This is a genomic window from Streptomyces sp. NPDC030799 (assembly GCF_055572255.1).
Genome location: NZ_JBVIDS010000007.1, coordinates 326,505 through 349,007, shown reverse-complemented (window position 1 = coordinate 349,007; position 22,503 = coordinate 326,505). Strand labels below are relative to the sequence as shown.

Annotated in this window: 23 protein-coding genes; 18 read left to right on the top strand and 5 right to left on the bottom strand. The window is 70.0% G+C overall.

The annotated features are described in order from the left end of the window. Positions 1 to 125: 125 nt before the first annotated feature. Positions 126 to 329 (bottom strand): cold-shock protein, encoded by a 204-nt coding sequence (locus tag ACZ41I_RS20195; protein ID WP_003992177.1) that lies wholly within the window; start codon positions 327 to 329, stop codon positions 126 to 128. Positions 330 to 626: 297 nt separating this feature from the next. On the opposite strand from ACZ41I_RS20195, the gene ACZ41I_RS20190 reads away from it, so the two are divergent. From ACZ41I_RS20190 to ACZ41I_RS20165, 6 genes are all read left to right on the top strand, one after another. After that, positions 627 to 1,475, top strand: coding sequence for a menaquinone biosynthetic enzyme MqnA/MqnD family protein (locus ACZ41I_RS20190; protein WP_399774769.1), 849 nt, complete (start codon positions 627 to 629; stop codon positions 1,473 to 1,475). 128 nt (positions 1,476 to 1,603) lie between these two features. After that, complete coding sequence (locus ACZ41I_RS20185) at positions 1,604 to 3,403, top strand: serine/threonine-protein kinase (protein WP_468514704.1); 1,800 nt, start codon at positions 1,604 to 1,606, stop codon at positions 3,401 to 3,403. A 31-nt stretch (positions 3,404 to 3,434) separates the two neighbouring features. Next, positions 3,435 to 4,187 (top strand): prepilin peptidase, encoded by a 753-nt coding sequence (locus ACZ41I_RS20180; RefSeq protein ID WP_399774775.1) that lies wholly within the window; start codon positions 3,435 to 3,437, stop codon positions 4,185 to 4,187. Between the two features lie 72 nt (positions 4,188 to 4,259). Beyond that, positions 4,260 to 5,459, top strand: a complete 1,200-nt coding sequence (gene mqnC / locus ACZ41I_RS20175; RefSeq protein ID WP_468514703.1) for a cyclic dehypoxanthinyl futalosine synthase — start codon at positions 4,260 to 4,262, stop codon at positions 5,457 to 5,459. A gap of 7 nt (positions 5,460 to 5,466) precedes the next feature. Further along, a complete protein-coding gene (locus ACZ41I_RS20170; protein WP_399774777.1) occupies positions 5,467 to 6,066 on the top strand; it encodes a hypothetical protein in 600 nt (199 codons plus the stop codon). 103 nt (positions 6,067 to 6,169) lie between these two features. Next, positions 6,170 to 6,865, top strand: a complete 696-nt coding sequence (locus tag ACZ41I_RS20165; RefSeq protein ID WP_468514702.1) for a demethylmenaquinone methyltransferase — start codon at positions 6,170 to 6,172, stop codon at positions 6,863 to 6,865. A 25-nt stretch (positions 6,866 to 6,890) separates the two neighbouring features. Here ACZ41I_RS20165 and ACZ41I_RS20160 read toward each other — a convergent pair whose 3' ends face one another. Next, on the bottom strand, positions 6,891 to 7,199 hold the full coding sequence (locus tag ACZ41I_RS20160; RefSeq protein ID WP_363214223.1) for a PASTA domain-containing protein: 309 nt from the start codon (positions 7,197 to 7,199) through the stop codon (positions 6,891 to 6,893). A gap of 109 nt (positions 7,200 to 7,308) precedes the next feature. Then, positions 7,309 to 7,839 carry a GNAT family N-acetyltransferase gene (locus ACZ41I_RS20155; RefSeq protein ID WP_468514701.1) on the bottom strand — a complete coding sequence of 177 codons (531 nt, stop codon included), beginning with the start codon at positions 7,837 to 7,839 and terminating at the stop codon, positions 7,309 to 7,311. 98 nt (positions 7,840 to 7,937) lie between these two features. On the opposite strand from ACZ41I_RS20155, the gene ACZ41I_RS20150 reads away from it, so the two are divergent. Continuing rightward, positions 7,938 to 9,254 (top strand): geranylgeranyl reductase family protein, encoded by a 1,317-nt coding sequence (locus ACZ41I_RS20150; protein WP_363214221.1) that lies wholly within the window; start codon positions 7,938 to 7,940, stop codon positions 9,252 to 9,254. On the opposite strand, the gene def is transcribed toward ACZ41I_RS20150, so the two are convergent. Then, positions 9,220 to 9,900, bottom strand: coding sequence for a peptide deformylase (gene def / locus ACZ41I_RS20145; RefSeq protein WP_468514751.1), 681 nt, complete (start codon positions 9,898 to 9,900; stop codon positions 9,220 to 9,222). The two genes, ACZ41I_RS20150 and def, sit on opposite strands and share 35 nt — an antisense overlap. Before the next feature lie 151 nt (positions 9,901 to 10,051). Then, positions 10,052 to 10,861 (bottom strand): C40 family peptidase, encoded by an 810-nt coding sequence (locus tag ACZ41I_RS20140; RefSeq protein ID WP_363214219.1) that lies wholly within the window; start codon positions 10,859 to 10,861, stop codon positions 10,052 to 10,054. Positions 10,862 to 11,612: 751 nt separating this feature from the next. Here ACZ41I_RS20140 and ACZ41I_RS20135 point away from each other — a divergent pair. Genes ACZ41I_RS20135 through nuoK form a run of 11 tightly spaced genes read left to right on the top strand, consistent with a single transcriptional unit; the run spans position 11,613 to position 22,491 of the window. Further along, a complete protein-coding gene (locus tag ACZ41I_RS20135) occupies positions 11,613 to 11,972 on the top strand; it encodes an NADH-quinone oxidoreductase subunit A (protein ID WP_003992243.1) in 360 nt (119 codons plus the stop codon). A gap of 14 nt (positions 11,973 to 11,986) precedes the next feature. Then, the gene (locus tag ACZ41I_RS20130; protein ID WP_143628055.1) at positions 11,987 to 12,541 is read left to right on the top strand and encodes a NuoB/complex I 20 kDa subunit family protein; all 555 of its coding nucleotides are present in this window, start codon (positions 11,987 to 11,989) and stop codon (positions 12,539 to 12,541) included. Then, positions 12,538 to 13,329: an NADH-quinone oxidoreductase subunit C gene (locus ACZ41I_RS20125; protein WP_399774792.1), complete on the top strand. Its 792-nt coding sequence runs from the start codon at positions 12,538 to 12,540 to the stop codon at positions 13,327 to 13,329. The genes ACZ41I_RS20130 and ACZ41I_RS20125 overlap by 4 nt, the downstream gene beginning before the upstream one ends. Next, positions 13,326 to 14,651: an NADH-quinone oxidoreductase subunit D gene (locus tag ACZ41I_RS20120; RefSeq protein ID WP_399774794.1), complete on the top strand. Its 1,326-nt coding sequence runs from the start codon at positions 13,326 to 13,328 to the stop codon at positions 14,649 to 14,651. The genes ACZ41I_RS20125 and ACZ41I_RS20120 overlap by 4 nt, the downstream gene beginning before the upstream one ends. After that, positions 14,648 to 15,514 carry an NADH-quinone oxidoreductase subunit NuoE gene (nuoE, locus tag ACZ41I_RS20115; protein WP_363214216.1) on the top strand — a complete coding sequence of 289 codons (867 nt, stop codon included), beginning with the start codon at positions 14,648 to 14,650 and terminating at the stop codon, positions 15,512 to 15,514. The genes ACZ41I_RS20120 and nuoE overlap by 4 nt, the downstream gene beginning before the upstream one ends. Further along, positions 15,511 to 16,860, top strand: a complete 1,350-nt coding sequence (gene nuoF, locus ACZ41I_RS20110; RefSeq protein ID WP_399774797.1) for an NADH-quinone oxidoreductase subunit NuoF — start codon at positions 15,511 to 15,513, stop codon at positions 16,858 to 16,860. Before nuoE ends, nuoF begins: the two co-directional genes overlap by 4 nt. Further along, complete coding sequence (locus ACZ41I_RS20105; protein ID WP_399774799.1) at positions 16,857 to 19,361, top strand: NADH-quinone oxidoreductase subunit G; 2,505 nt, start codon at positions 16,857 to 16,859, stop codon at positions 19,359 to 19,361. Before nuoF ends, ACZ41I_RS20105 begins: the two co-directional genes overlap by 4 nt. Then, positions 19,358 to 20,722: an NADH-quinone oxidoreductase subunit NuoH gene (nuoH, locus tag ACZ41I_RS20100; protein WP_399774802.1), complete on the top strand. Its 1,365-nt coding sequence runs from the start codon at positions 19,358 to 19,360 to the stop codon at positions 20,720 to 20,722. Before ACZ41I_RS20105 ends, nuoH begins: the two co-directional genes overlap by 4 nt. Beyond that, a complete protein-coding gene (gene nuoI, locus ACZ41I_RS20095; RefSeq protein WP_468514700.1) occupies positions 20,715 to 21,356 on the top strand; it encodes an NADH-quinone oxidoreductase subunit NuoI in 642 nt (213 codons plus the stop codon). Before nuoH ends, nuoI begins: the two co-directional genes overlap by 8 nt. Further along, on the top strand, positions 21,353 to 22,195 hold the full coding sequence (locus ACZ41I_RS20090) for an NADH-quinone oxidoreductase subunit J (RefSeq protein ID WP_363214212.1): 843 nt from the start codon (positions 21,353 to 21,355) through the stop codon (positions 22,193 to 22,195). Before nuoI ends, ACZ41I_RS20090 begins: the two co-directional genes overlap by 4 nt. After that, on the top strand, positions 22,192 to 22,491 hold the full coding sequence (gene nuoK / locus ACZ41I_RS20085) for an NADH-quinone oxidoreductase subunit NuoK (RefSeq protein WP_023547474.1): 300 nt from the start codon (positions 22,192 to 22,194) through the stop codon (positions 22,489 to 22,491). The genes ACZ41I_RS20090 and nuoK overlap by 4 nt, the downstream gene beginning before the upstream one ends. Positions 22,492 to 22,503 lie beyond the last annotated feature (12 nt).

Here is a 22,503-nt window from a genome sequence, read left to right as displayed (position 1 = left end):
AGAATTCGCACAGAATTCATCAACGGCCGGGACCGGCGGTGGGCCCGGGAAAGGCAGGAGCCCCGTCGCCGGAACGGCGCGGGGCTCCTTGGGTACTGCTCTCAGGTTCTGCGATCAGGCAGTGATCAGACGGGGGTGACGTTCTCCGCCTGCGGACCCTTCGGGCCCTGCGTCACGTCGAAGCTCACCTGCTGGTTCTCCTCGAGGGAGCGGAAGCCGGAGGCGTTGATCGCGGAGTAGTGAACGAAGACGTCGGGGCCGCCGCCCTCCTGGGCGATGAAGCCAAAGCCCTTTTCGGCGTTGAACCACTTAACGGTTCCGGTAGCCATAAGCCCTCCTTGGGCTCAAAAGGGTTGCCCTGCTCCAGAACCTGCACGTGCGAAACGGTGCTGCGCAACTGCATACGTCTGAAAACGACGAGAGCCTGCGGTTACATGCTCCGCAGGCTCTGTACTGCAAGGGAAACCAAACTGCAACTTGCGGCAAGCCTAGCATCCGGGCAGCCGAAAGCAATAGAGGGAAAGATCACTTCACCCGGATGTTTGAACGGCCGTTGGGCCATTTGACGGCGAGGTGACGGCGGGGCCGGTCCCGGCACCGTACCCCACGGGGTCTAGGGTCGCGATGTGGACAATTCTCGCACCCGGCCGCGCGTCGGCCACATCCAGTTCCTGAACTGCCTGCCCCTCTACTGGGGGCTCGCGAGAACCGGCACCCTCCTCGACTTCGAGCTGACCAAGGACACCCCGGAGAAGCTCAGCGAGCAGCTCGTGCGCGGCGACCTCGACATCGGCCCCGTCACCCTCGTCGAGTTCCTGAAGAACGCCGCAGACCTGGTCGCCTTCCCGGACATCGCCGTCGGCTGCGACGGCCCGGTGATGTCCTGCGTGATCGTCTCGCAGGTCCCGCTGGACCAGCTGGACGGCCGCCGGGTCGCCCTGGGCTCGACCTCCCGCACCTCGGTCCGCCTCGCCCAGCTCCTCCTCGCCGACCGCTACGGCGTCCGGCCCGACTACTACACCTGCCCGCCCGACCTCAGCCTGATGATGCAGGAGGCGGACGCGGCGGTCCTGATCGGCGACGCGGCACTGCGGGCGAACCTGCTGGACGGCCCGCGCTACGGCCTTGAGGTCCACGACCTCGGCGCGCTCTGGAAGGAGTGGACCGGACTGCCGTTCGTCTTCGCGGTCTGGGCGGCCCGCCGCGACTACGCCGACCGCGAGCCGGACATCACCCGCCAGGTCCACCAGGCCTTCCTCGAATCCCGCAACCTCTCCCTGGAGGAGGTCGCCAAGGTCGCCGAACAGGCCGCCCGCTGGGAGGCCTTCGACGAGGTGACCCTGGCGCAGTACTTCACCACCCTCGACTTCAGCTTCGGCACCCCGCAGCTGGAGGCGGTCGCCGAGTTCGCCCGCCGGATCGGCCCGACGACCGGCTTCCCGGCGGACGTGAAGGTGGACCTGCTGCGTCGGTGAGCACGCGTCACTAGGCTGAGCGGGACAGGCCTGGACACGGGCCTTGAGTGCGTGTCTTGAGCGCTACGGGCCTTGAGACGTGTCGTGAGTACGGGCCTTGAGGCCGGAGGCGTTGGGGGGAGCGCGCCATGCAGCCGCTGGACGTGGACGAGCCGGCCACCGTCGGGCCCTACCGGTTGCTCGGCCGGCTCGGCGCCGGTGGCATGGGCCGGGTCTACCTCGGCCGCAGCGCGGGGGGCCGTACGGTCGCCGTGAAGATCGTGCATCCGCACTTCGCGCTGGACGAGGAGTTCCGCGCCCGCTTCCGGCGCGAGGTGGCGGCCGCCCGCCGGGTCGGCGGCGCCTGGACTGCGCCCGTCCTGGACGCGGACCCGGACGCCCCGGTGCCCTGGGTCGCCACCGCCTACGCGGCCGGCCCGTCCCTCGCCGCGGCCGTCACCGACACCGGCCCGCTGCCCGCGCACACCGTACGGGCCCTGGGCGCGGGCCTCGCCGAGGCGCTGACGGCCGTGCACGAACGGGAGCTCGTGCACCGGGACGTCAAGCCGTCGAACGTCCTGCTGACCCTCGACGGACCGTTGCTGATCGACTTCGGTATCGCACGGGCCATGGACGGCACGGCGTCCCTGACGTCCACCGGTGTCTCGGTCGGCTCCCCGGGCTACATGTCACCCGAGCAGATCCTCGGCAAGGGCGTCACGGGCGCCGCCGACGTCTTCTCCCTCGGCGCGGTCCTCGTCCACGCGGCCACCGGGCAAGCGCCCTTCCGCGGTGACTCCTCGGCCGCACTGCTCTACAAGGTCGTCCACGAGGAGCCCGAACTGGGCTCGCTCGACGGCGCGTTGCGGGAGGTCGCCATGGCCTGCCTGGACAAGGACCCGGCGGCCCGGCCGGTGCCCGCCGAGGTGAGCCGACGGCTCGCCCCGGAAGGCGCCACCCGCCTGATCGCCGGCGGCTGGCTGCCGGGTCCCCTGGTGGAACAGGTCAGCCGCAGCGCCGTCCGCCTGCTCAACCTGGACACGGGGGAGACGGTGCGGTCGGGGCCGGTGGCCTTCGACCGGCCGGCGGTGCCGGGGCCGCCGGTGCCTGCGTCAGCGTCTGCTTCGGACTCCGGCTCGGGCCCCGCCTCCGCTCCCGCCCCCGCCGAGCCGGACTCCGTCACCGGGGCCGGTGCTTTCGGGCCCGCGCCCGTGATGAGCCCGCAGGACCCTGGCACGCCGGTGCCTTCCGGGCCGGCGACCGGTGCGGCCGGGGCTGGCCCGGAGTCCGCGACCGGTGCGGACGGGGTGCCGTCCGGGGCGCCGACCGTCGTGCCCGCGCCGCGGGACGCGTCGCCGCCCGGCCGGGTCTCGGTCAGCCTGGCGGCGGCCTCCGCGCCGGCAGACAGCGGCAGGGGGCGCCGGCTGAGCTGCACGGTGGTGCTGGCCGTCGCGGGAGCGCTGGCCGTGGTGTCCCTGGTGGCCGGCGCGGTGCTGCGGCCCTGGTTCCAGCACGACAGTGACGCGGGCGCGGGCAGCGCCCCCCGCTCCCCGGCGCCGAGTGAGGCGGTCAGCAGTGCCCCCGGCGGGAGTTCCCGGTCCGGTGCGATCCCGGCCCGCTATCTCGGCACCTGGGAAGGGCAGGGCAGCGAACTGGGACTGCCCGCGGGCACCTTCCGGATCACCGTCCACCAGGCGAGCGTGGGGGAGGAGTTGGGACGGCTGAGGAACACCGACCAGATCGGCGGTGTGTGCACGGACGTCCTCACCCTGAAGAAGGTGACGAAGTCCCGGATCCTCGCGACCTCGGTGGGCGCACGGGACAACCCCGGGCACTGTGTGGCGAGTCCGCGCCAGGTCGAACTGACCCCGGTCGGCGACGACCTGCAGTTCACTTCGGACAGCGCGGCCGAGGGCAACGCGCAGGCCCGGATGTCGAAGGTCGGATGAGAACCGTGAGCGCGACGGGGAGCGGAACCGGATGAGCACAGGGGCGCTGATGGCCGCCGCCGCGCTGTGGGGTGTTCTGACGGGCGCGCTGCTGCCCCGCGCCGCCTACCGTTTCGCCGTCCCCTCCGGTGAGCCGTGGCGCGACCGCTGCCCGGACGGCCACCCGCTGCGGGGCTGGATCGGCCGCACGGGGTGCGGCGCGTGCGGAGAAGAGGGGCAGGTACAGGGGCGGGGGCACGGACAGCGCACCGAGGTACTCCCTGCCGCCCTCGCCACCGCCCTGACCTGCGCCGCTCTCGCCGCCGCCACCGGCACCCGGCCGGAACTGGCGGTATGGCTGCTGCTCGCGCCCGTCGGGGTGCTGCTGGCCGTGGTCGACCTCCGGGTGCAGCGGCTGCCCGATCCGCTGACCCTGCCCCTCGCCGCGGCCGCCCTCGCCCTGCTGGGCCTCGCCGCGCTGCTGCCCGAGCACGCCGGCCACTGGCTCACCGCGCTGTACGGAGCCCTCGCGCTCGGCGCCGGCTACTACGCGCTGTACCGCATCAACCCGGCCGGCATGGGCTTCGGCGACGTGAAACTGGCCGTCGGCATGGGCGTCGTACTCGGCTGGTACGGCTGGTCCACGGTCCTGCTCGGCGCCTTCGCCGGTTTCCTGTTCGGCGCGCTGTACGGCGGCGCGCTCGTCGTCGTACGGCGCGCGGGACGCAAGTCGGCGATCCCGTTCGGCCCGTTCCTGCTGGCCGGTGCCTTGACCGGCCTGCTGATCGGCGCGTACGCGGCCTGACGTCTGTGCGGGGAAAGGGCTGGCGTAGGCTGAGTCAGCCCGTCCACAACCCTTGACGAAAGGGACGCCCTGGTGACCGAGAAGGCCGACCTCCAGTCTGTCCTCGACCGTGCCGCAGCCGGTGGGCGGATCACCCCGGAAGAGGCGCTCGTCCTCTACCGCGACGCCCCGCTGCACGCGCTGGGCGCCGCCGCCGACGCCGTACGCCGCCGCAAGTACGCCGGCACCGAGCACATCGCGACGTACATCATCGAGCGGAACATCAACTACACGAACGTGTGCGTCACGGCGTGCAAGTTCTGCGCCTTCTACGCGGCCCCCAAGGACAAGGAAAAGGGCTGGACCCGCGACCTCGACGACATCCTGCGCCGCTGCGCGGAGACCGTCGAGCTGGGCGGCACCCAGATCATGTTCCAGGGCGGCCACCACCCGGACTACGGCGTCGAGTACTACGAGAAGCACTTCAAGGCCATCAAGGACGCCTTCCCGCAGCTGGTCATCCACTCGCTGGGCGCCTCCGAGGTCGAGCACATGGCCCGTATCTCCGGCGTGTCGGTCGAGGAGGCCATCACCCGGATCCACGAGGCCGGCCTGGACTCGTTCGCGGGCGCCGGCGCGGAACTGCTCCCCGAGCGCCCCCGCAAGGCCATCGCGCCCCTCAAGGAGTCCGGCGAGCGCTGGCTGGAGATCATGGAGACCGCGCACCGGCTGGGTGTGGAGTCGACGTCCACGATGCTCATGGGCACGGGTGAGACGAACGCCGAGCGGATCGAGCACCTGCGGATGATCCGGGACGTCCAGGACCGTACGGGCGGCTTCCGCGCGTTCATCCCGTACACCTACCAGCCCGAGAACAACCACCTGAAGGGCCGGACGCAGGCGACGATCTTCGAGTATCTCCGCATGATCGCCATCGCCCGCCTCTTCCTCGACAACGTCCAGCACATCCAGGGCTCCTGGCTGACCACGGGCAAGGAGGTCGGCCAGCTCTCCCTGCACTACGGCGCGGACGACCTCGGCTCCATCATGCTGGAGGAGAACGTCGTCTCCTCGGCCGGCGCCAGGCACCGCTCCAACCGCCTGGAGATCATCGACCTGATCCGCAAGGCGGGCCGCGTCCCGGCGCAGCGGGCCACGACGTACGAGCACCTCGTCGTCCACGACGACCCGGCGAACGACCCCGTGGACGACCGTGTGGTCTCCCACATCTCCTCCACGGCCATCGAGGGCGGCACTGCCCACCCCGAACTGAAGCTGCTGGCGTCGAACTAGGGGTGCGGTGCTGACACTTCACGTCGCCGAGCGGTCTCCCGAGGCGGCGGTTCTGGTCGACGGGGCGTCCGTCGCCGCCGTCGGCCCGTACGGAGAACTGGCCGCCGCCGAGCCCCGGGCCAAGGTGCGGCGCTGGCCCGGCATCCTCACTCCGGGGCTGCTGAACCCGTACGGCCCGGAGCTGCTGGAGGCCACCTACCACCCCGACCCCCGCGAGGCCGACGTCCTCGGCACCGAGCCGATCGGCGGGGCGCGGGCCCGGGAGATCTTCCGCGGCGATCCCGCACGCCTCGGCGCGAGCGCGCGACGCGGGGTGCAGCGGATGCTGGCACACGGCACGGTGGCGGTGGCCGGCGAGTTGCGTTCGCGGGCCGCGGTCGACGCCGTGCGCAGGGCCGGGCTCGCGGTGGGGCAGCGGCCGGACCGCCTTCCGGGCCCGGCGGCGCTGTCCCCGACCCCGCTGATCCTGCTGCCGCGGCTCGTCCCGGGCGGCCCCGCCCGCTTCGCCGTGTTCGACGTGGCGGACCGCGCCGAACTGGTCCGCCGCGGCGCCGGCACCTGCGTGGCAACCGTGATCGGCGGGCGGTTGGTGTACCGGGGCCGCTGATCCCGGGGCACCGGAGGCAGACCTAGTCGGCCGGCTGTGCGCCGCGCGGGCGTGGACGAGGGCGCTGCCGGGGTGCCGTACCCCCTGCTGCCACAATGGGCGGGTGACCCGCGCTTCCCTGAACAAGCAGCCGCACGAAGTCGCCTCGATGTTCGACGACGTGGCGGAACGGTACGACCTGACGAACGACGTGCTGTCGCTCGGCCAGGACCGGCGCTGGCGCAAGGAGGTGGCGAAGGCGGTCGACGCGCGCCCCGCGCAGAAGGTCCTCGACCTGGCCGCCGGCACGGCCACCTCCTCGCTGCCCTTCGCGCGGACGGGCGCGTACGTCGTCCCCTGCGACTTCTCGGTCGGGATGCTCCAGGTCGGCAAGAGGAAGCACACCTGGCTGCCGTTCACGGCCGGGGACGCGACGAAGCTGCCGTTCAAGGACGACACCTTCGACGCCGTCAGCATCTCCTTCGGTCTGCGCAACGTCCAGGACACGGACGCGGCCCTGCGGGAGATGTACCGGGTGACCCGCCCCGGCGGCCGCGTGGTGATCTGCGAGTTCTCGTCCCCGACGTGGGCGCCGTTCCGCACCGTCTACACCGAGTACCTGATGCGTGCCCTGCCGCCGGTCGCCCGCGCGGTGTCCTCGAACCCGGACGCCTACGTCTACCTCGCCGAGTCCATCCGTGCCTGGCCCGACCAGCCCGCCCTCGCCGAAAGGCTGCGCAAGGCGGGCTGGTCGAAGGTGGCCTGGCGCAACCTCACCGGCGGCGTGGTCGCCCTGCACCGGGGCTTCAAGGAGAGCTGAGCCGTCTCTTCCCGGAGCGGCGGGCTCAGCGGTTGATCATCTCGAAGGCGTCGCCGGGCTCACCGAGTTCACGTTGGAGCCCGCCCGCGGGCGGCCGCGGGATCCGTGGCTCGCGCACGCCTCCGCCGCCCTCTCCCTCACCGAAGTCGAACCACACGTACACCATCGACTCCCGCGGCACCTCGGCGCCGGGCTGCGGGTACTGGCGTACGACGTAGTCGACGACCGTGTGGTGGAAGTCCGGGCGGTCCGGCGCGTTGAGGAACAGGCCCCGCGCCCGGGCCGTTTCGCGCGCGTCCACGGCCATCAGTCCGACCAGCCGTGGTACGCGCACTTCGGGTGTTTTGGGTGTTATACGCACAGATGTCACCCCCAGCGGTACTGGAAGGGTAACTCCCGTACGCCCCGGCCGGAAGGAGTCGGTGTCTTTCTGTAACAGATGGCTACGCTGCGTTATCCGCGCGGGTGTTGAGGGCGAGCCGGAAACAGAGTGCCGACTCCTGCAGTGCGGGGTGCGGGTAGGTCTCCGCCGGCCGCATCCCGAGCCGCCGGGTCACCGCGACCGACCGCTCGTTGCCCGGCCGGACCATCGCCACCACCTCCGGCACCCCGGCCGCCCGCACCCGCTCCAGCGTCTCGCGCGCGGCCGCGGTGGCATACCCCTTGCCCCAGTGCGCCCGGCCCAGCCGCCAGCCGATCTCGATCTCGCCGACCGGTCCCCAGTCGGGCCGCCACGGCTGCGCCCCGGTGAAGCCGATGACCTCCCCCGCCTCGTCCAGCAAAGTCCACAGGCAGAAGCCGAGTTCCGCGTCGTGCCGCCGCTGGCGCGCGGTGAGTTCCTCGTAGACCGAGAGCGCGGCCGGTCTGCCGCCGTAGAACTCCATCACCTCGGGGTCGTCGAAGACCCGGTGCCAGGCGACCGCGTCCTCGTGAGTGGGAACGCGCAGCCGTACCGCGGGGAGGGGTCGGTTCACTGGGCAGCCCTTCAGCCGGGTGATCAATTCTGCTGAATAGACTGCCCATGTCCAGTGCCGGTCGGCACGCAGATTTCGAACCTTGGGGAGATCCCGCCGTGACCGTCGAGACCGAGCCCCACTCCGAGCGAGTCCCCGAGCCCTTCTCCGAGAACACCGCGGACGTCATCGTCGTCGGCGCCGGGCCGGCCGGCTCCACGGCCGCGTACCACCTCGCCAAGGCCGGCCTTGACGTCCTGCTCCTGGAGAAGACCGAGTTCCCGCGTGAGAAGGTCTGCGGCGACGGTCTCACCCCGCGTGCGGTGAAGCAGCTCGTGGCGATGGGCATCGACATCTCCGAGGAGGCCGGCTGGCTGCGCAACAAGGGCCTGCGCATCATCGGCGGCGGCGTCCGCCTCCAGCTGGACTGGCCGGATCTCGCCTCCTACCCGAACTACGGACTGGTCCGCAAGCGCGACGACTTCGACGAGCAGCTCGCCCGCAACGCCCAGAAGGCGGGGGCGCGGCTGTACGAGCGCTGCAACGTGAGCGGCCCGGTCGTCGACGACCGCACCGGCCGTATCACCGGCGTCACCGCCAAGCTCGGCGAGGAGAAGCGCGAGACCACCTTCCACGCGCCGTTGGTGGTGGCCGCCGACGGCAACTCCACCCGCCTGTCCCTGGCGATGGGCCTGCACCGCCGCGAGGACCGCCCGATGGGCGTCGCGGTCCGGACGTATTTCGAGAGCCCCCGCCACGACGACGACTACCTGGAGTCCTGGCTGGAACTGTGGGACCGCCGCGGTCCCCAGGACCGTCTGCTGCCCGGCTACGGCTGGATCTTCGGCATGGGCGACGGCACGTCGAACGTGGGCCTCGGCGTGCTGAACACCTCCGCCGCCTTCAAGGAGCTGGACTGGCGCGAGATCCTCAAGGCCTGGTGCGCCTCCATGCCCGAGGACTGGGGCTACACCCCCGAGAACATGACCGGCCCGATCCGCGGCGCCGCCCTGCCCATGGCCTTCAACCGCCAGCCGCACTACACGCGCGGGCTGCTGCTCGTCGGTGACGCCGGCGGCCTGGTGAACCCCTTCAACGGCGAGGGCATCGCCTACGCCATGGAGTCCGGCCAGATCGCCGCCGACGTCATCGTCCAGGCCCACGCACGGGCCACGCCCGCCCAGCGCGAGATCGCCCTCCAGCGCTACCCGCGCATCCTCAAGGACACCTACGGCGGCTACTACACCCTCGGCCGCGCCTTCGTGAAGCTCATCGGCAACCCGAAGGTCATGCAGATCGCCGCCCAGCGCGGCCTCACGCATCCGACGCTGATGAAGTTCACCCTCAAGCTCCTCGCGAACCTCACCGACCCCACGGGCGGCGACGCGATGGACCGCATCATCAACGGCCTGAGCAAGGTGGCTCCGAAGGCGTGAGCCCTTCCCGGGCCCTCTGCCAGGCCCGACTCAGCTCCTCAGCTGTGGCGGTCCGGCGGGCGAAGACCTCGTCCCGCCGGGCCGCCATCTGCCGCAGCGCGTCCTTTTTCTCCCGCTTGGAGAGCCGGTCCAGGTAGATGTACCCGTTGGTGTGGTCCGTCTCGTGGATGAGGCAGCGCGCGAAGTACCCCGTGCCCTCGATGACGACCGGCCGGCCGTCCTTGTCCTGCCCGCGCACGACGGCCCTGTCCGGCCGCGGTACGGCCATCACGGCACCCGGCACCGACAGACAGCCCTCACCCTCGTCCAGCAGCCGTCGCCCGTGCGTGGGCGTTTCGAGCACCGGATTGACGATGTGTCCGACATGCCGGATACCGTCGTCGTCGGGGCAGTCGTACACGAACAGCCGGAGATCGACCCCTACCTGATTCGCCGCCAGTCCCGCTCCCTCGGCGACATACAGGGTGAGGAACATGTCGTCGATGAGTGCGGCGAGATCGGGCCCGAACTCCGTGACGTCCCGGCACGGCTTGTGCAGGACCGCCTCGCCGGCCTCGGTGATCCGGCGCACCGCACCACGCCGGGCCTCCGGGGCGTGGCGGGGGTAGTGGTCGGCGGGCCTTCCCTGTACGAACACGCGTGGCATCGCGCGGTTCCCTTCGCTCATGGACGGACCGCCGGGCGGCGGCCCGTGCCGAGCATGTCAGGAACACCGCCCCGGGCGTGCCGGGAACGGCGCAAGGGCCGCTGCCCCCGAGCGGCTGCGGCCCTACGCGCGTTGAGAGGCGCGGGAGTGCTCAGAGCACCCGCACGGCGCCGGTCGGCGGGTCGTACGACAGCGGGTGCTCCCCGACGCCGCTGGAGGGGTTCTGCGCGCCGACGAACATGCCGTCGCCCACGTACACCGCGACGTGGTAGGCGCTGCCCGCGCTGCCCCAGTACAGGATGTCGCCCGGCTGCAGGTTGCTCAGCGACACCTGGGTGCCGGCCGTCGACTGGTCCTGGGAGACGCGCGGCAGGCTGATCCCGACCTGCTTGAACGCCGTCTGCACCAGGCCGGAGCAGTCGTACGCCGACGGGCCGGTGGCACCGGAGACGTAGGCCTTGCCGATCTGCGCCTTGACGAAGGCGATGACGGCTGCGGCCGAACCGGTGGCCGTCGAGGTGCTCGTCGAGGTGCCGGAGTCCGTCGTGGCGGCGAGCGTCGTCCGCTCGGCGTTGCGGGAGGCGCGCGCGGCGGCCTCCTTGCGGGCGGCCTCCTCGGCCTTCTTCTTGGCCGCGGCCGCCTTCTGCTTCGCCTCGGCGAGGTCCGCCTTGGCCTGCTTCGCGGCGTTTGCGGCGGCCGCGTCACGCTCGGCCTGCAGCTGGTAGTTCGCGGCGGCCTGCTGGGTGGCGTCCGCGGACTGGGCCGCCTGAGCGGCCAGGTCGGCCGTCAGGGTGGGCAGTTCGAGGGTCTGCGTCACCGGCTCGGCCGCGTTCGCCGAGCCGGACGCCCCGGCGACTGCCAGGGTGCTGAGGACGCCACCGGCAACTCCGGCCCGCATCGCGAGGGTCGACGCGCTGCGGCGGGGCTTCCGGTGGCTGCGTATGTGAGCGGTGTGGGACATGGGAACAACCGGTACCAGGGGCTCCTTCATATCTTCAAGAAACGTGGGCTGCGCCACAGTTGCTCAATCGAGGCCGGGAATCCCGGGTGTGTTGTTCTTTATTGACGCCGTAACGGACATAGCGGACCTCGGTGATCAAGGCCTTGATCACGGTCTTTGATCATTACGTCCGAATTGCCCCCCACCTACCACCGGTTGGGGTCGTTGGCCAAGCCCGGTTCTTGGGGGCACCTCACCGGTGTGGCGGAGGTCACGGAACGGTTACCGGAAGCGCGGCGTCCTGTGCGCGCGGCGCTCGTGAACGCGTGCACGCGCCCACCCCTCCGTCCATACTGCACGTGCGCCTCCCTCTGATGTGTGAACGCCGTCCTCTACCAGGCCCCCGCGTCCAGCGCCAATTTGCATGCAGCGGAAGTCTCTTGATATTGAGACGCCTGCTCCGGCCTGCAATGACAAGCAAAAATGTCACTTCTGGTGATCAAGTGAACGCTTCGCGTATGAAGATCACTCATCATCCGACTTCATGATCCTTCGTCAGGTGGTGGAGATCACAAAGCTTGTGGAATACCCCGTGTCGCAGATCACAGAGTCGCGGGCATAAGATGCGTGGCAACTGGGCTTGTGACCTGCTTCACATGTTCTCGATCTTCGCACGGGACGACGGGGCTCGTGGGACCGGTGAGGCGGAAGTGAGCGCAGTGCACCAGTGCAACCGCCAGCAGTCAGCGCCGACTGAGAGGAGCGAGGAGCGGTGAACGCGTATGCGCCCATCCTCGTACTGGGAGCCCTCGGGGCAGGCTTTGCGATCTTCTCCGTGGTCATGGCCACGCTGATCGGTCCGAAGCGGTACAACCGCGCCAAGCTCGAGGCCTACGAGTGCGGTATCGAGCCGACCCCCACGCCGGCCGGCGGCGGGCGCTTCCCCATCAAGTACTACCTGACGGCGATGCTCTTCATCGTCTTCGACATCGAGATCGTCTTTCTCTACCCCTGGGCCGTCACCTTCGACGCCCTGGGGATCTTCGGGCTCGTGGAGATGCTGCTCTTCGTGCTCACCGTCTTCGTCGCGTACGCGTACGTATGGCGGCGCGGCGGCCTGGAATGGGACTGAGGGGCCTCAACGACATGGGACTCGAAGAAAAGCTGCCGAGCGGCTTCCTGCTGACCACCGTCGAGCAGGCCGCGGGCTGGGTGCGCAAGGCGTCCGTCTTCCCCGCCACCTTCGGCCTCGCCTGCTGCGCCATCGAGATGATGACCACCGGCGCCGGCCGTTACGACCTGGCGCGCTTCGGCATGGAGGTCTTCCGCGGCTCGCCGCGCCAGGCAGACCTGATGATCGTCGCCGGCCGGGTCAGCCAGAAGATGGCGCCGGTGCTGAGGCAGGTCTACGACCAGATGCCCAACCCGAAATGGGTGATCTCCATGGGCGTCTGCGCCTCCTCGGGCGGCATGTTCAACAACTACGCGATCGTCCAGGGCGTCGACCACATCGTCCCGGTCGACATCTACCTGCCGGGCTGCCCGCCCCGCCCCGAGATGCTGATGGACGCGATCCTCAAGCTCCACCAGAAGATCCAGTCCGCCAAGCTCGGCGTGAACGCCGAGGAAGCGGCCCGCGAGGCGGAGGAGGCGGCGCTCAAGGCCCTGCCCACGATCGAGATGAAGGGGCTGCTGCGGTGAGCGACGCGAACGGCAACGGCACGGGCGGCGTGAACGGGTCCGCGAAGGGGGTGAACGGCTCCGCGAACGGGGTGAACCCCGAGAAGGACCTCTCCGCCTCCAACCTCCCCGGCCAGCGAGGCCAGGGCGGCGAGGAGATCCGCGTCCAGCGCGGCATGTTCGGCGCCAACAACGGCGGCGACACCTCCGGCTACGGCGGCCTGGTCCGCTCGGTCCGACTCCCGGGACCGGCGACCCGCCCCTACGGCGGCTGGTTCGACGAGGTCGCCGACGAACTGGAGGGCGCCCTGGAGGAACAGGGACTCCTCCCCGACAACGCCATCGAGAAGACGGTCGTCGACCGCGGCGAGCTCACCTTCCACATCGAACGCGAGCACCTGCTGCGCGTCGCCCGCACCCTGCGCGACGACCCGGCCCTGCGCTTCGAACTGTGCACCGGCGTCAGCGGCACCCACTACCCGCACGACAAGGGCCGCGAGCTGCACGCCGTCTACCACCTGCGCTCGATCACCCACAACCGGCTGATCCGCCTCGAAGTGAGCGCCCCCGACGCCGACCCGCACATCCCGTCGCTCGTCTCCGTCTACCCGACCAACGACTGGCACGAGCGCGAGACCTACGACTTCTTCGGGATCGTCTTCGACGGTCACCCGGCCCTGACCCGGATCATGATGCCCGACGACTGGCAGGGCCACCCGCAGCGCAAGGACTACCCCCTCGGCGGCATCCCCGTCGAGTACAAGGGCGCCCAGATCCCGGCTCCGGACCAGCGGAGGTCGTACTCGTGAGCAGCACCCAGTCAGCAGCCGCCCGGGAAACCACCGAGGGCACCGTCTACACGGTCACCGGTGGCGACTGGGACGAGGTCGTCCAGTCCGTGACCCGCGCCGACGACGAACGCATCGTCGTCAACATGGGTCCCCAGCACCCCTCCACCCATGGAGTGCTCCGTCTGATCCTGGAGATCGAGGGCGAGACGGTCACCGAGGCCCGCTGCGGCATCGGCTATCTGCACACCGGCATCGAGAAGAACCTCGAGTACCGCACGTGGACGCAGGGCACCACCTTCGTCACGCGCATGGACTATCTGACGTCGTTCTTCAACGAGACCGCCTACTGCCTCGCCGTGGAGAAGCTCCTCGGCATCGAGGACGACATCACCGAACGCGCCAAGATCATCCGGGTGCTCCTGATGGAGCTGAACCGGATGTCCTCCCACCTGGTGTGCATCGCCACCGGCGGCATGGAGCTCGGCGCCACCACGATCATGATCTACGGCTTCCGTGATCGTGAAATGATTCTCGATCTCTACGAGCTCATCACGGGCCTCCGGATGAACCACGCGTACATCCGGCCCGGCGGACTCGCCCAGGACCTGCCGCCCGGCGCGGTGGACCAGATCCGCGAGTTCGTGAAGAAGATGAAGAAGAACCTCCCGGAGTACGACAAGCTCGCCACCGGGAACCCCATCTTCAAGGCCCGCATGCAGGACATCGGCTACCTCGACCTGGCCGGCTGCATGGCCCTCGGTGCCACCGGCCCGATCCTGCGCTCCACCGGCCTGCCGCACGACCTGCGCAAGGCACAGCCGTACTGCGACTACGAGACGTACGACTTCGAGATCCCGACCGCCGACACCTGCGACGCCTACGGCCGCTTCCTGGTCCGGCTGGAGGAGATGCGCCAGTCGCTCGGCATCGTCGAACAGTGCCTGGACCGGCTCGCGCCCGGCCCGGTCATGGTCGCCGACAAGAAGATCGCCTGGCCCGCCCAGCTCGCCCTGGGACCGGACGGTCTCGGCAACTCCCTCGACCACATCAAGAAGATCATGGGCACCTCCATGGAGGCCCTGATCCACCACTTCAAGCTCGTCACCGAGGGCTTCCGCGTCCCGCCGGGACAGGCGTACGCGGCCGTCGAGTCCCCCAAGGGCGAACTCGGCGTGCACGCCGTCTCCGACGGCGGCACCCGCCCCTACCGGGTCCACTTCCGCGACCCGTCCTTCACCAACCTGCAGGCCATGGCGGCGATGTGCGAAGGCGGCCAGGTCGCCGACGTCATCGTCGCCGTCGCGTCCATCGACCCCGTGATGGGAGGCGTCGACCGGTGACCACCTCTTCTTCGGAGCGGGGCGTCAGCCTGGGCATGCCCGCACTGCCCGCGCCCGCGTACCCGGACGACGTCCGGGCCCGGCTGGAGGCGGACGCGCGCGAGGTCATCGCGCGCTACCCGGACTCCCGGTCCGCCCTGCTCCCGCTGCTCCACCTCGTGCAGTCGGAGGAGGGCCATGTCACGCGCACCGGAATGCAGTTCTGCGCGGACATGCTGGACCTGACCACGGCCGAGGTCACCGCCGTCGCCACCTTCTACACCATGTACCGGCGGCGGCCGTCCGGTGACTACCAGGTCGGCGTGTGCACCAACACGCTGTGCGCGGTGATGGGCGGAGACGCGATCTTCGAGACCCTCCAGGAGCACCTGGGTGTCGGCAACGGCGAGACCACCGACGACGGCAAGGTCACCCTGGAGCACATCGAGTGCAACGCGGCCTGCGACTTCGCCCCGGTCGTGATGGTCAACTGGGAGTTCTTCGACAACCAGACGCCGGGCAGCGCCAAGCGCCTGGTCGACGATCTGCGCGCGGGACGGCCCGTACAGCCCACGCGCGGGGCGCGGCTGTGCACCTTCAAGGAGACCGCGCGGATCCTGGCCGGCTTCCCCGACGAGCGGCCCGGGGCCGTCGAGGAGGGCGGCAGTGCGGGACCGGCGTCGCTGGTGGGCCTTCGCCTGGCAAGGGGAGAGACCGCACCCGCGCGCGTGGTCCATCCGCGCGGAGGTCCGCAGGAGGAACGGCAGGACAGGGTGCACGAGCCGTCGCCGGCCGAGCACCTCAGCTCCCATGACGCGCCGCAGGAGACATCGGCCTCCGACCCGGCTCACCCCGCAGGGCCTACTGCAGAGGAGGGGGAGTGATGACCGTGGCACCCGAACTGAAGGACTCGAGCCCCGAGAAGCTGCTCGCACCCGTGCTGTCGGCCTTCTGGGACGAGGACCGGTCCTGGACTCTGGACGTCTACCGGAGGCACGAGGGGTACGAGGGGCTCCGCAAGGCGCTCGCCATGTCACCGGACGACCTGATCGCGTACGTCAAGGAGTCCGGGCTGCGCGGCCGCGGCGGCGCGGGATTCCCGACCGGAATGAAGTGGCAGTTCATTCCGCAGGGTGATGGAAAACCGCACTATCTAGTTGTCAACGCCGACGAATCGGAGCCCGGGACCTGCAAGGACATCCCGCTCCTCTTCGCGAACCCGCACAGCCTCATCGAGGGCATTGTGATCGCGTGCTATGCCATCAGGTCGTCGCATGCCTTCATCTATCTGCGTGGTGAAGTCGTCCCCGTTCTGCGGCGGTTGCACGAGGCCGTGCGCGAGGCCTACGCGGCGGGCTACCTCGGCGAGAACATCCTGGGCAGCGGGCTCGACCTCCAGCTCACCGTGCACGCGGGCGCCGGCGCGTACATCTGTGGTGAGGAGACCGCACTGCTCGACTCGCTCGAAGGCCGCCGTGGTCAACCGCGGCTCCGTCCCCCTTTCCCTGCTGTCGAAGGGCTCTATGCCTGCCCGACTGTTGTGAACAACGTCGAATCGATCGCGTCGGTTCCCGCGATCCTGCACAACGGGAAAGACTGGTTCAGGTCGATGGGCAGTGAGAAGTCGCCGGGCTTCACGCTGTACTCGCTCAGCGGCCACGTCGCCAGCCCCGGCCAGTACGAGGCCCCGCTCGGCATCACGCTCCGCCAGCTCCTCGACATGAGCGGCGGCATGCGGCCCGGCCACCGGCTGAAGTTCTGGACGCCGGGCGGCTCCTCGACACCGATGTTCACCGACGAGCACCTCGACGTCCCCCTGGACTACGAGGGCGTCGGCGCCGCCGGCTCGATGCTCGGCACCAAGGCGCTGCAGTGCTTCGACGAGACGACCTGCGTGGTACGGGCGGTGACCCGCTGGACCGAGTTCTACGCCCACGAGTCCTGCGGCAAGTGCACACCGTGCCGCGAAGGGACGTACTGGCTGGTGCAGCTGCTGCGGGACATCGAGGCCGGCAAGGGCGTCATGTCCGACCTCGACAAGCTCGCCGACATCGCCGACAACATCAACGGCAAGTCCTTCTGCGCCCTCGGCGACGGCGCCGCTTCCCCGATCTTCTCCTCGCTGAAGTACTTCCGCGGGGAGTACGAGCAGCACATCACGGGCCGGGGCTGCCCCTTCGACCCGGCCAAGTCGACGGCCTGGGCGGACCGCCCGGAGGTGAACGCATGACCGTGACCACCAACGCTCCCGCGGGTGGCGGAGAGGCGGCGGTCCCGCCGGAAGACCTCGTCACGCTGACGATCGACGGCATCGAGATCAGCGTGCCCAAGGGCACCCTGGTCATCCGGGCCGCCGAACAGCTCGGCATCGAGATCCCCCGGTTCTGCGACCACCCCCTGCTCGACCCCGCCGGCGCCTGCCGTCAGTGCATCGTCGAGGTCGAGGGCCAGCGCAAACCCATGGCCTCCTGCACCATCACGTGCACCGACGGCATGGTGGTGAAGACCCAGCTCACCTCGCCGGTCGCCGAGAAGGCGCAGCACGGCGTGATGGAGCTGCTGCTCATCAACCACCCGCTGGACTGCCCGGTCTGCGACAAGGGCGGCGAGTGCCCGCTGCAGAACCAGGCGATGTCGCACGGCAACCCCGAGTCCCGCTTCGACGGCAAGAAGCGGACCTACGAAAAGCCCGTGCCGATCTCCACGCAGGTGCTGCTCGACCGCGAGCGGTGCGTGCTGTGCGCCCGCTGCACCCGGTTCTCCAACCAGATCGCGGGCGACCCGATGATCGAGCTGGTCGAGCGGGGCGCGCTGCAGCAGGTCGGCACCGGCGAGGGCGACCCGTTCGAGTCGTACTTCTCCGGCAACACCATCCAGATCTGCCCGGTCGGTGCCCTCACCTCGGCGGCCTATCGTTTCCGCTCCCGCCCCTTCGACCTCGTCTCCTCTCCGTCGGTCTGCGAGCACTGCTCCGGCGGCTGCGCCACCCGCACCGACCACCGGCGCGGCAAGGTCATGCGGCGGCTCGCCGCCAACGACCCCGAGGTCAACGAGGAGTGGATCTGCGACAAGGGACGCTTCGCGTTCCGGTACGCGCAGCTCAGGGACCGCCTCGACACGCCCCTGGTGCGCAACGCGGACGGCGTCCTGGAGCCGGCCTCCTGGCCGGAGGCGCTGGAGGCGGCCGCGCGCGGACTGAGTGCGGCACGTTCCCGTGCCGGTGTCCTCATCGGCGGCCGCCTGACCGTCGAGGACGCCTACGCCTACAGCAAGTTCGCGCGCGTGGCGCTCGACACGAACGACATCGACTTCCGCGCGCGCGTGCACAGCGGCGAGGAGGCCGACTTCCTGGCCTCCCGGGTGGCCGGACGCGGCCGCGACCTCGACGGTACGGGCGTCACGTACACCGCTCTGGAGAAGGCTCCGGCCGTGCTGCTGGTCGGCTTCGAGTCGGAGGAGGAGGCGCCCGGCGTCTTCCTGCGGCTGCGCAAGGCCTGGCGCAAGCACAGGCAGCGGGTGTTCGCGCTGGCCACGCACGCGACCCGGGGCCTGCAGAAGGCGGGCGGCACCCTGCTGCCGGCCGCGCCGGGCACCGAGACCGAGTGGCTGGACGCCCTCGCGAGCGGCGCCGGCCTGGAGGAGCCCGGCACACGGGCCGCTGAGGCCCTGCGCACCGACGGCGCGGTCATCGTCGTCGGCGAGCGGCTCGCGTCGGTCGCCGGCGGCCTCACCGCCGCCGTACGGGCCGCCACCGCGACCGGCGCCCAGCTGGTGTGGATTCCGCGCCGGGCCGGTGAGCGGGGCGCCATCGAGGTGGGTGCACTGCCGTCGCTGCTGCCGGGCGGCCGCCCGGCGACCGACCCGCGCGCGCGGGAGGAGGTCGCGGCCGTCTGGGGGCTCGCCGAACTCCCGCTGCGCTACGGCCGCGACACGCACCACATCGTCGAGGCCGCCGCCACCGGCGAACTCTCCGCACTCGTGGTCGCCGGGGTGGAGGTCGCCGACCTGCCCGACCCGGCACGCGCGCGTGAAGCACTCGAGAGTGTCGGCTTCCTGGTGTCGCTGGAACTGCGGCCCAGCGAGGTCACCGAGCACGCCGACGTCGTCCTGCCGGTCGCCGCGGTCGCCGAGAAGGCGGGCACCTTCCTCAACTGGGAAGGCAGGGTGCGTCTCTTCGAGGCGGCCCTCAAGCCGGAGCAGATGACCCGCCGCCTGGCACCGACCGACGCGCGCGTGCTGCAGATGCTGGCCGACGCCATGGACGTCCACCTGGGCCTGCCGGATCTGCGCACCACGCGCGCGGAGATCGACCGGCTCGGCTCCTGGGACGGCCCGCGCGCCGCCGAGCCCCAGGAGTCCGCGGGCACGCTGCCCCGCCCGGCCGTCGGCGAGGCCGTACTCGCCGGGCACCGGCTGCTGCTCGACCACGGCGTCCTCCAGGAGGGCGACGAGGCGCTCGCCGGTACCCGGCACGCCGCACGCGCGCGCGTGTCCGCCGCGACGGCTGCCGAGGCAGGCATCAAGGACGGTGACGTGCTCGCCGTCACCGGCCCCGCCGGCACCGTCGGACTCCCGCTGCAGATCACCGAGATGCCCGACCGGGTGGTCTGGCTGCCGCTGAACTCCGTCGGTGCGGGCGTCGCCTCCGGCACCGGGGCACAGCCCGGCTCACTCGTCCGTATCGGCCCGGCGGCACTCGCCGAACAGGCCCCCAAGGAGGTGGAGGCATGAGCCCGTACCTCGCAGCTGAAGACCTCTCGATGTTCGGCCGCGACCCGTGGTGGCTGGTCGTCGTCAAGGCCGTGTTCTGCTTCGCCTTCCTGATGGTGACCGTGCTGTTCTCCATCGTCTGGGAGCGCAAGGTCGTCGCCTGGATGCAGCTGCGCATCGGCCCCAACCGGCACGGCCCGTGGGGGATGCTCCAGTCGCTGGCCGACGGTGTGAAGCTGATGCTCAAGGAAGACATCATCGTCAAGCGCGCGGACAAGGTGGTCTACGTCCTCGCGCCGATCGTCGCGGCCATCCCGGCCTTCATGGCGATCGCGGTGATCCCCTTCGGGCCGGCCGGCAACGAGATCTCGATCTTCGGCCACCGCACCACGATGCAGCTGACCGACCTGCCGATCGCGATGCTCTACATCCTCGCGGTCGCCTCCGTCGGCATCTACGGCATCGTTCTTGCGGGTTGGAGTTCTGGATCCACCTATCCGCTCCTCGGTGGCCTGCGCTCCTGCGCGCAGATGATCTCCTACGAGATCGCCATGGGCGCCGCGTTCGCCTCGGTGTTCCTCTACTCGGGGTCGATGTCGACGTCCAGGATCGTGGAACAGCAGCACGACCGCTGGTACATCCTGCTGCTGCCGGTCTCCTTCATCCTGTACATCGTCACGATGGTCGGCGAGACCAACCGCGCCCCCTTCGACATGCCGGAGTCCGAGGGCGACCTGGTGGGCGGATTCAACACCGAGTACTCGTCGATCAAGTTCGCGATGTTCATGCTCGCCGAGTACGTGAACATGGTGACGGTCTCGGCCGTCTCGACCACCCTGTTCCTCGGCGGCTGGCGCGCCCCCTGGCCGCTCAGCTCCTTCTGGGCGGGCGCGAACCACGGCTGGTGGCCGTTGCTGTGGTTCGTCATCAAGGTCCAGCTGCTGCTGTTCTTCTTCATCTGGCTGCGCGGCACGCTCCCGCGGGTCCGCTACGACCAGCTGATGAAGCTCGGCTGGAAGGTTCTCATCCCGGTCTCCGTGACCTGGCTGATGCTGGTGGCGACCGTGCGGGCCCTGCGCAACGAGCACTACGACTTCGCCGACATCGCCCTTTATGTGGGCGGCGGAGTCCTCGCCCTGCTGCTGATCTCCTTCGTCGCCGACATGTTCCGCGAGAAGGCCAGGGCGGTCGGTCGGTCCGCCGCCGAGCAGCCCGGATTCGACCCTATGGCGGGCGGATTCCCCGTGCCGCCGCTGCCGGGACAGGAGCTGCCCCCGGTGCCGAGGCGCCGCCCGCACCGCGGACGGGAGCTGATTGTCAGTGGCGGGTCGGACACTGTCAGTGACGGATCTTCGGATGGAAAGGAGGCGTCCGATGGCTGAGGAGCCCAAGGAGACCAAGCCCGGTTTCCTGAACCCCGTGGCCGGCTTCGGCGTGACCTTCAAGGCCATGTTCAAGAAGCGGCTGACCGAGCAGTATCCGGAGCAGAAGAAGACCACGGCTCCGCGGTTCCACGGACGGCACCAGCTCAACCGCCATCCGGACGGCCTGGAGAAGTGCGTCGGCTGCGAGCTGTGCGCGTGGGCCTGCCCCGCCGACGCCATCTACGTGGAGGGCGCCGACAACACCGACGAGGAACGCTACTCGCCGGGCGAGCGGTACGGCCGCGTCTACCAGATCAACTACGCCCGCTGCATCCTGTGCGGGCTGTGCATCGAGGCGTGCCCCACGCGCGCGCTGACGATGACCAACGAGTTCGAACTGGCCGACTCCAGCCGCGCCAACCTCATCTACACCAAGGAACAGCTCCTCGCCGGCCTAGAGGAGGGCATGGTCGACACACCGCACGCGATCTTCCCGGGGACGGACGAACAGGACTACTACCGGGGCCTCGTCACGCACGCCGCGCCCGGCACGGTCCGCCAGGTCGCCCTTTCCAAGGGCGAGGTCCCGCAGGAGGCCGCGTCGACCTTCGGTGAGGAAGAGCCGGCCTCGGAGAAGGTGATCGGCCAATGATGACGCACCTCGCCGCCTACACCACCTCCACCGGTGAGGCCTTCCAGTTCTGGGTCCTCGGCACGGTCGCCGTGATCGGCGCCCTGTGCACCGTCTTCATGAAGAAGGCCGTGCACAGCGCGCTGTGCCTCGCCGGGACCATGATCGTCCTGGCGGTGTTCTACCTCGCCAACGGCGCCTATTTCCTGGGGATCGTGCAGATCGTCGTCTACACCGGCGCGATCATGATGCTGTTCCTGTTCGTGGTGATGCTCGTCGGCGTGACGGCAGCGGACTCGCTGAAGGAGACCATCAAGGGCCAGCGCTGGCTGGCCCTTCTGTGTGGGGTCGGCTTCGGCGTCCTGCTGCTCACCGGCATCGGGAACGCATCCCTGAAAGAGTTCGACGGCGCCGGCCAGGCCAATGCGAACGGCAATGTGGAGGGCCTCGCCTCCCTCATCTTCACCAAGTACGTCTTCGCCTTCGAAATCACCGGCGCCCTGCTGATCACGGCCGCCGTCGGCGCCATGGTGCTCACCCACCGCGAGCGCACCGAGCGCGCCAAGACCCAGCGCGAGCTGTCCGAACAGCGCGTCCGCGAGGGCACGCACCTGCCGCCGCTGCCCGCCCCGGGTGTCTACGCCCGGCACAACGCGGTCGACATCGCGGGCCTGCTCCCCGACGGCACCCCGTCCGAGCTGACCGTCAACAAGACGCTGCGCGAGCGCGGCCAGATCCGTGACGTGTCCGCGGAGGCGCTCAACGATCTGCGTGCACTGGAACAGCGCGCGGAGGAACGCCTGGAACGCACGGCGATCGAACCGGCGACGTTCAAGCGGCCCGAGGAGGCGTCGAAGTGAACCCGGTCAACTACCTCTACCTCGCCGCCCTGTTGTTCACGATCGGCGCGACCGGCGTACTGATCCGGCGCAACGCCATCGTGGTCTTCATGTGCATCGAGCTGATGCTGAACGCCTGCAACCTCGCGTTCGTCACCTTCTCCCGGATGCACGGCAACCTCGACGGCCAGATCATCGCCTTCTTCACGATGGTCGTCGCCGCCGCGGAGGTCGTGGTGGGCCTCGCGATCATCGTGTCGCTGTTCCGTACCCGCCACTCGGCCTCGGTCGACGACGCCAGCCTGATGAAGCTGTAAGGGGTCGGAAGA